Here is an 8,281-nt window from a genome sequence, read left to right on the forward strand (position 1 = left end):
GGGCCTCAAAGCGTGCCTGGGCAAGCGCTAATTTGGGGTCAAGGTCCGCAGGGGCAAGCACCGGGGTCACCGGCGCCGGGTGAAGAGCACCATCGCCACCGTCCGCAGCGACAGCAGGAAGCCGAAGAACAGCACCACATAACCCATCGCCGCATGCCAGGTCAGATTCTCGACCAGCACCGGCCCGCCGTCGCCGAACGCGATCAGCATCACCCCGCCCAGCACGCAGAACCCCGCGATCATCGCCACGGTGACCTGCTGCAGCAGCCCGGTCACGTACGCCCGGTCGTCCGGGTTGCGGAACATCCGGGCGCTGACCGACAACCGTCCCTCCTGCAGGTCGGAGACGATTCCGCTCACCCTGCGCGGCAGCTCGCGCAGTACCGGCATCGACTCCAGCAGCATCCCTTCGGCGGCGTCCTTCACGTTCGACGGGCTCATCTGACCCTTGACCAGCGATGCCCCCTGCGAGCGCGCTGTCTCCACCAGGGGGTAGTCCGGCAGGATCAGCCGCAGTGTCCCCTCCATCTCGCCGAGGCTGCGCAGTGCGGCGGCGACGTCCTCCGGAATGACCAGCCGGTGCTCGTTGACCATGGTCATCAGCTGCGAGAACAGGGCCATGCCCTCGCCCTTGCCAACGCCGCCGCGGTAGCGGGCGAGCATGGTGGCGACATCGCGCTGCAGGGAGCGCACGTCCAGGCCGTCGGGACGTTCCAGCAGGTTGAGCAGCGCATCGGTGAGGATCCGGGAATCCCCGTGGTCGATCGCCGCGAAGATCATGGACATGTGCTGCCGGTCGGTGGTGTCCAGGTGGCCGACGGCGCCGAAGTCGAGCATGCCCAGGCCGTTGTCGCGGTGCTCCACCGTCTCTGATTCGACGTGTACCGGACCCCATGTGCGCTCCCGGGAATCGCGCCACACCTGCCCGTCCATCAGCAGGATATTGCCCGGGTGCGGGTCTGCCTGGAAGACGCCGAACTCCATCATCTGGCGCATCAGGGACACCATGACCGTGTCGCCGAGGGTCTGCAGTTCCTCACGCGGCAGTCCGGAGAGGTCCGCCGAGCCCAGGGGTGTGCCGTCCAGCTCGTCCATCACCAGCAGGCGTTCGGACGAGAACTCGTCGTACACCCCGGGCATCAGCACGTTCGTGGCGCGCAGCGGTTCGGCGAGCTCACGCATATTCGACGCCTCGACCGTGTAGTCCAGCTCCTCGGCCAGCGAGGACGTGAAGGACGCCGCCAACCGCCGGATCCCCATCGCCCGGCCCCAGTCCGTGCTGCGCTCCAGCCAGGTGCAGATCCGCATGACGATGTCGGTGTCGCTGAGGACCTCCTCGCGCGTGCCGGGGCGCTGCACCTTCAGCACGACCGCCGTCCCGTCCTGCAGCGTGGCGCGGTGCACCTGGGCGACGGACGCGGCGGCCATCGGTTCGTGGTGGACGGTGGCGAAGACGTCCTCCGGCGGGGTGCCGAGGGAGTCCGTCATTGCCGCATGGATCCTCTCCCAGGGCTCGGGGGTCGCGGAGGTCTGCAGGCGGGACAGTTCCGCGGTGAACTCCGCGGGCAGGACGGAATCCCTGGTCGACAGGTTCTGGCCCAGCTTCACGAACGTGGTGCCGGACTCCTCCAGCGCCTCACGGAAGGATCGGGCGGCCTGCGCCATGCCGGGACGTCCGGACGTGAGCCCGTGACGGATGAAGATACGCACGACCTGCCGGTACCGGCGGTTGCGGGCGCGCTGGTGCCGCAACCCCGACATGGCACCGGTGGGGACCACTAGCTCCAGGACGGTCAAAACCGCCGCGCCGAAGCCCAGCATCCACAGCAGGGCGATGGCCCCGAGGATGACCGCGGGGCCGGGGGCGATGTTGCGTCCGGAGTCGAAGAACTGCTCGACGGCGAGGTAGACCAGGCCACCGGTCGACAGCGCGACCAGCAGGGCCACCCCGATCGAGCGGGGCCAGCCGACCGGCACCCCGAGGACCCGGCGCATCACGTTGGCCAGCACCCACGTGACCGCGGCCAGTGCCGCGGCACCGACCACGAGTCCGCCGATGATGCCGAGGATGACGAGGACGATCTGCATAATCCCAGGTTACCGCCGGGGGTGGTGCCTGGTACCCTCGGACGGTGACACGGGGTGCCCGTCGCAACAGTGCACAGGCTGAGATCACACCCGTTGAACCTGAACCAGTTCGTACTGGCGGAGGGATTGTCCGGCACCGGGTACGCCCGTGTGCCCAACGTCCTGCCGCAGGAAAGGCAGAACCATGAGTTTCACCGATCAGACCGTCCTCGTCACCGGGGGAGCGCGCGGCCTCGGACGCGCCATCACCGGGGCCTTCCTGCGGGAGGGCGCGAACGTGGTGGTCAACTACCACTCCAGCAGGGACGCCGCGGAGACCCTGGTGACCGACCATCCGGGCCGGGCGATCGCCGTACAGGCCGATGTCCGCGACCGGGAGCAGGTCGAGCGCCTGTTCAGCCGTGCCGCCGCGGAACTGGGGCCCGTCACCACCGTGGTGAACAATGCCCTCGTCGACTTCTCCTTCAACGGCGACGCACGCCCCAAAGCCGCCGACATCGGCTACGACCGCTTCTCCGCCCAGTTCGACGGGGCGATCCGCGGCGCGGTGAACGTGATCCAGGCCGCGCTCCCCGGCTTCGGGACCGCCGGTTCGGGACGGGTGGTGAACATCGGCACCAACCTGTTCCAGAACCCCGTGGTGCCCTACCACGACTACACCGCCGCGAAGGCCGCGCTGCTGTCACTGACCAGGACGTTCGCCGATGATCTGGGCCCGACCGGGGTGAACGTGAACATGGTCTCCGGCGGGCTGCTGCGCACCACTGACGCTTCGGCGGCAACCCCGGAGGAGGTCTTCGACGGCATCGCCGCGGGCACACCCCTGCGCGAGGTCACCACCCCGGAGCAGTTCGCCGACGCGGTCCTGTTCTTCGCCTCCCCGTGGGCCCGCGCCGTGACCGGCCAGAACCTGGTCGTCGACGGCGGCCTGGTGAAGAACTGAGTGAAGAACTGATGCACCTCAATCTCTTCGCCCACGGGTGCGGCCACCATTCCGCGGCCTGGCGGGCGCACGGTTCCGCCGCCGACCGGCTCGGCGACATCACCTACTGGGAGTCACTGGCGCAGACCGCGGAGAAGGGCCTGCTGGACGCGGTGTTCCTGGCGGACGGACAGTCGCTGAGCCCCGTCGCCGGGCCGGGGTGGTTCCTGGAGCCGGTGACCGCCCTGACCGCCATGGCCCGTGCGACGTCGCATATCGGCCTGGTCACCACCATCTCCTCGACGTTCTGGACGCCCTTCCACGCCGCCCGGTTCTCCGCCAGCCTGGACCACATCTCCGGTGGTCGCGCCGGGATCAACGTGGTCACCTCCATGACGGACGCCGAGGCCCGCAACCACGGGATGGACGCCCTGCCCGACCATGCCGAGCGCTACGCGCGGGCCGCGGAGTTCATCGACGCCGTGAACGCATTGTGGGACTCGTGGCCGGCGGGATCCCCGGCGTCGGAGGCCACGGCGGTCAACCACCACGGGCGCTTCTTCGACGTGGACGGGCCGCTGAACATCCCGTCCACCCCGCAGGGCCGCCCGGTGCTGTTCCAGGCCGGGGCGTCCGAACCCGGTCGTGACCTGGCCGCGCGCTACGCCGAGGGGATCTACGCGGTGGCGTGGGACCTGGAGTCCGCGCGCGAGTACCGCTCGGACATTCTGCACCGCGCTGTGGCGGCCGGACGCAGGGCCGACGCCATGCCCGTGGTGATGCCCGGTCTGGTCACCTTCGTCGGACGTACCGCGGAGGAAGCGCGGGCGAAGCAGCGGGCGCTCAATGACCTGCTGCCGGTGGAGGATTCTCTGCGCCAGCTGTCGTTCTTCGTCGGGCAGGACACCTCGGCGTGGGAGCTGGATGCACCGGTGCCCGACCTGCCGCCGTTGAGCGAGTTCACCGGTCCGGCGGGGCGCTACGGCACAATTCTGCGGATCCTCGATACCGCGTCCGGGGAAGGCGGGCGGCCCACCGTGAGTGAGCTGCTGGGGTACCTCGCCGCCGGTGGTGGCCACGCGACATTCGTGGGGACGCCCGGGCAGATCGCCGACGAGATGGAACGCTGGGTCGATGGCGGTGGGGCGGACGGATTCAACCTGATGCCGCCCACGTTGCCCGGCGGGATCGAGGACTTCGTTGAATTGGTGGTGCCGGAGTTGCAGGCGCGTGGCCTGTTCCGGACGTCCTACGGGGACTCCGGGGGTTCGACGCTGCGCGGGCGCCTGGGTGCGTAGGTGTCAGGGCTGGTCGAGGGAGCCCTTGCGTCCCCAGAGGAACCAGACGACCGGTGCGATGACGGGGAGCGCGATGACCAGAAGCACCCACACCGCTTTGCCACCGCCGTTGAGACGTGGGTGCTTCGCAACGCTGACCAGTGCGGATACCATCAAACCGAACCACACTGCGAAGGACAGTAGGACGATCTCCATGGTTTCACCGTAAAACGTATATGGGAGACGTGTCCACCCTGCCCGCTGATCAGCGGCGGATCACGGTTGCGGGCCAGACGCGTACCCTGGGGCGTGCACATACATTGATCCACAAGTGAGGTGACACCCACGATGATCGACAACGACGACACCGGCAAGCACCACAAGGACCCCGACCCGGAGAAGCCGCAGCAGGGTCCGGAGGATGACGAGCAGAAGGTGGACGAATGGGAGGAGGAGTCCTTCCCCGCCAGCGACCCGCCCGCGAACTACTGAGTCCGGACGTCCCGGCACCGTAGAAAGGCCAGTGCCCAGGTCACCTCCACCGTGTGTGGTGACCTGGGCACTGGCCTTTCCGCGTGGTTCTACACTGCGCGGGACATCCGGTCCGCCATGAAGTTCGACCCCTTCAGGTTGGGGTGGATGATCATGTTGTAGTTCGGGGTCGTGGTGTCGATGATCCCGGAGATGTGCCGCTGGTTGTCCGGGGCGCAGGTGGCGTTCCCGGCGGTCTCGGCCTTGAAGTCCACGAAGGGTGCACGGGCCTGGTTGGCGGCCTCGATCTGGATGCCGCGGACCCAGCGCTCCACGTCCGCGAGCACGGGGATCGGCAGTCCGGCCGGCAGGTTCGGCACGACGTTGACGAAGCAGAAGGTGCCGTTGGACGTGATCGAGTGCTGCCCGGCGAACACGATCTTCGCCTGCGGGGCGTACGTCTTCACCTTGGCGACCGCTGCGCGGGTGTCCGCGAGATAGCGGTTGCGCACGTCGGCGGGGTTGAGGATGTCCGCGCCGTTGTCGGAGCCGTTCGGTCCGTAGTTGTTCATGCCCCAGTTCAGGACCACGCTGCGGGTGCCGGCGTGGATGTCACCGGCGCGGTGGGCGGCCTCGATGCGGGCGATGGCGCGCTTCGAGGTCAGCCCGGAGCAGGACCAGTCATTGACCGGGATGTTGTGGCGCTTCTGCATCTGCTTCGGCCAGGAGTTCGGGGCCTGCAGGCAACCGCTCTGACGCGGGTAGTTGTCGGGGACGAAGCCCTCGATGTCCCGGAAGGTGTTGTAGTACTGGTCCGGGTTCGCGGCGTAGGAGTCACCGACGACGACCACGTTGCCGTTCGGGGCGGCGGCGGCCGGCTGGGCGGCGACGGTGATGCCGAGGCCGACAGCAACTGCGCTGAGCAGGGAAAAGACCCCGCGCGCGAGTGTGCTGCCGCGGGTGCGGCGGGGCTGGGCGCGGTGCGAAGTCGCGCGGTGGGGTGTTGCCCGGGGTGAAGTCACGGCTGGAATCCTCTCAAGAAACGTCTCTGACGCAGTCTAAGGGGTAGAACTGTCCCGGGAGAAACTTCGTTACTATTCGGTGACACTGGTCGATTGCGCCGCCTGTCCGGGGGTAGGTCCGTTGCCCGCGGTGCCTACGCCGTCGCGTTGACCCCCGCAACGGCCTCCGCGATGATCTCCCGGGAGCGGCTGCGCTCGTCGTGGTCCACGAGCATGTCCTGCACCATGATCTCCGTGGCCCCGGTCCTGTCCACGATGTCCTGGAGCTGCTGGCGCAGTGACTCGGCGGTCCCCGCGAGCTGCTCCGGAATCGTCGTCCCGTCGAAGGTGCTGCTCAGCATCTTGCCGGTCAGGGGCAGTTGCGACTCCGCCTCGGCGAGCGTCGGCACGTGCGGGTCCATCCCGGACTTCAGGCGCTGGAACATCATCCGCGCGGGCCAGGTCAGTCGTTTGGCCTCCTCCTCGGTGTCCGCCCCGACCATGTTGAGTGCCAGGATGGCCTCGCGGCGGTCCGGCCCGTACGGGGTGACATCGAACTTCTCCTTGTGCGCGTCCAGCGCCGGCAATGCGGTGCGCGGGTTGATGAAGCCGGCGAAGACGTAGCCCAGGCCGAGCTGCCCGGCGAATCCGGCGCTGCTGCCCGAGGAGCCCAGCACCCACACTTCCGGACGTGTGGGGATGGCGCCGGTCATCTCGATGGAGACGAAGGGGTGGTCCGCGGCGAAGGCGTCGTAGTAGTAGGCCAGGATCTCCTGGACCTGGCTGGCGTAGTCGTCCTGCCGTCGTGAACTCCGGTCGCGCTGCAGGGCGGCATCCACGACCTGGCCCGCGGTGGCGCGTCCCAGTCCCAGGTCGATTCTCCCCGGGAACAGTGCTTCGAGCTGCAGGAACCGTTCGGCGACGCTGAACGGGCTGTAGTGGTTCAGCAGCACCGCCCCGGACCCGACGCGGATGCTCCCGGTGGCGTTGGCCGCCAGGGCTATCAGAGTGGCCGGATCCTGGGCGGCGAAGGCGGCGGTGTTGTGGTGCTCGGCGTACCAGATCCGGTGGTAGCCCAGCTTCTCCGCCTCGGGGGCGGAGGCGAGGGCGGTCTGCAGGGCGTCGTGCTTGGTGGCGCCGTCGGCCACGGGGGCGAGTTCGACGAGGGAGTACTTCATGCCCCCAGGGTAGATAGTGCGGGTCGGCCGACTACCCGGAAGGGGGCCCACCCGGAACGTGCGACAATGAGCGGCATGGACAACACTCGCGCCGGCGCGGACACCGTGACCGCCGATGATTCGACAACCGCAGACAAGGCTTTCGCGCTGCTGCGTAAGGGGACGCCGGTGGTGTGGCGCGGGGACTTCCACAACGGACGTCAGCTGCTGAAGGCGGTGGACCGTCGGCTGGCGAAACAGCAGGCGAGGCGGGTGAAGCGGGCCGGCTCCGTGTCACCGACCGCCGCGGAGCTGTTCCTGCGCCAGCGGGCGGAACGCGCCGAGCGGGCGGAGGTCCTGAGTAACCTCCTGGTGGAACTGGGCCCGGATTACGTCCTTGGCCTGCGTCGGGCTCCGGACGTGGCCGAGGCCTGCAGGCACGCCTACGGGCCGTGGGAATCGCCGGCGGATGGGTCTTCGGGTGAGGACCAGCCGCGCCGGGTGCCGCTGACCGAGCTGCAGGGGGTGCTCGGCGCCTGGCAGTGGCACCTCAGGGGTGTGGCCATCGAGGAACTCGGGGACACGGTGTACCCGGACTACGGGGTGTTCTCGCCGACGCGCAGTGAGTACGTGGGTCTCGTCGACCGGGTTGCTGCGGACCACCTGCCGGACGGGGCGCGCGTGCTGGAGATCGGGACGGGGACCGGTGTTCTGGCTGCCGTTCTGGTGAAACGGGGTGCCGGACATGTCACCGCCACGGATGTGAGCGAGCGGGCGGTGGTGTGTGCACGCTCGAACCTGGAGCGGTTGGGCTGCGCGGGGCAGGTGGACGTGGTGGCGGCGGACCTGTGGCCGCAGGACGCACCAGCGGACGTCGTGGTCTTCAACCCACCCTGGCTGCCGGGGACGCCCACCTCCGAGCTGGAGTTGGGGGTCTACGACGCGGACTCCGATGCGCTGCGCCGCTTTCTCGCCGAACTCGCCGACCACCTCAATGAGAAGGGCGAAGGCTGGCTGGTTCTCTCCGACCTGGCCGAGCACCTGGGGCTGCGTTCCCGGGCGGACCTGGAGGGGTGGATCGCCGACGGTGGTCTGCGGGTCGTCGGTCGTGAGGACACCGCGCCCCGGCACCCGAAGATCCGGGACGCCGACGATCCCCTGCATGTTGCGCGGTCACGCGAGGTCACTTCGGTGTGGCGCCTGGCGCGGGCGTGACGCTAGCCGCGTCCTACCGCTTCTTGCCGGTGAGGGGCAACGAGCGGACCATCGAGAGAAATCAGCATGCCCCCAGGCACGCGTAGCGGCTCATTGCGTGTGTAATCTCCCAGGACATCGGTGACACTTCTAGATCAGGACATCGGTAAC

The 8,281-nt window shown here is 68.6% G+C and carries 8 protein-coding genes and 1 riboswitch; of the genes, 4 read left to right on the forward strand and 4 right to left on the reverse strand.

What is annotated here, in order from left to right; genetic code table 11:
• Nucleotides 1-66: 66 nt before the first annotated feature.
• Nucleotides 67-2,088, reverse strand: coding sequence for an ABC1 kinase family protein (locus ACTIL2_RS14660; RefSeq protein ID WP_442338216.1), 2,022 nt, complete (start codon nt 2,086-2,088; stop codon nt 67-69).
• A 40-nt stretch (nt 2,089-2,128) separates the two neighbouring features.
• A riboswitch (TPP riboswitch) is annotated at nt 2,129-2,232 on the forward strand.
• Between the two features lie 40 nt (nt 2,233-2,272).
• Between ACTIL2_RS14660 and ACTIL2_RS14665 the strand changes: the two genes are divergently transcribed.
• The gene (locus ACTIL2_RS14665) at nt 2,273-3,031 is read left to right on the forward strand and encodes a 3-oxoacyl-ACP reductase (protein ID WP_442338217.1); all 759 of its coding nucleotides are present in this window, start codon (nt 2,273-2,275) and stop codon (nt 3,029-3,031) included.
• An 11-nt stretch (nt 3,032-3,042) separates the two neighbouring features.
• The gene (locus tag ACTIL2_RS14670) at nt 3,043-4,308 is read left to right on the forward strand and encodes an LLM class flavin-dependent oxidoreductase (RefSeq protein ID WP_442338218.1); all 1,266 of its coding nucleotides are present in this window, start codon (nt 3,043-3,045) and stop codon (nt 4,306-4,308) included.
• Between the two features lie 3 nt (nt 4,309-4,311).
• Here the strand turns inward: ACTIL2_RS14670 and ACTIL2_RS14675 are convergent, their stop codons facing one another.
• A complete protein-coding gene (locus ACTIL2_RS14675; protein WP_442338219.1) occupies nt 4,312-4,503 on the reverse strand; it encodes a PLD nuclease N-terminal domain-containing protein in 192 nt (63 codons plus the stop codon).
• 132 nt (nt 4,504-4,635) lie between these two features.
• Between ACTIL2_RS14675 and ACTIL2_RS14680 the strand changes: the two genes are divergently transcribed.
• Nucleotides 4,636-4,779 carry a hypothetical protein gene (locus tag ACTIL2_RS14680; RefSeq protein ID WP_442338220.1) on the forward strand — a complete coding sequence of 48 codons (144 nt, stop codon included), beginning with the start codon at nt 4,636-4,638 and terminating at the stop codon, nt 4,777-4,779.
• Nucleotides 4,780-4,868: 89 nt separating this feature from the next.
• Here ACTIL2_RS14680 and ACTIL2_RS14685 read toward each other — a convergent pair whose 3' ends face one another.
• Complete coding sequence (locus ACTIL2_RS14685) at nt 4,869-5,780, reverse strand: GDSL-type esterase/lipase family protein (protein WP_442338221.1); 912 nt, start codon at nt 5,778-5,780, stop codon at nt 4,869-4,871.
• Nucleotides 5,781-5,914: 134 nt separating this feature from the next.
• Nucleotides 5,915-6,937, reverse strand: a complete 1,023-nt coding sequence (locus tag ACTIL2_RS14690; protein WP_442338222.1) for an MsnO8 family LLM class oxidoreductase — start codon at nt 6,935-6,937, stop codon at nt 5,915-5,917.
• 75 nt (nt 6,938-7,012) lie between these two features.
• Between ACTIL2_RS14690 and ACTIL2_RS14695 the strand changes: the two genes are divergently transcribed.
• On the forward strand, nt 7,013-8,131 hold the full coding sequence (locus tag ACTIL2_RS14695; RefSeq protein ID WP_442338223.1) for a methyltransferase: 1,119 nt from the start codon (nt 7,013-7,015) through the stop codon (nt 8,129-8,131).
• Nucleotides 8,132-8,281: the final 150 nt, after the last annotated feature.

It is taken from the genome of Corynebacterium sp. (genome assembly GCF_052107835.1).
In the GTDB taxonomy this organism is placed as follows: domain Bacteria; phylum Actinomycetota; class Actinomycetes; order Mycobacteriales; family Mycobacteriaceae; genus Corynebacterium.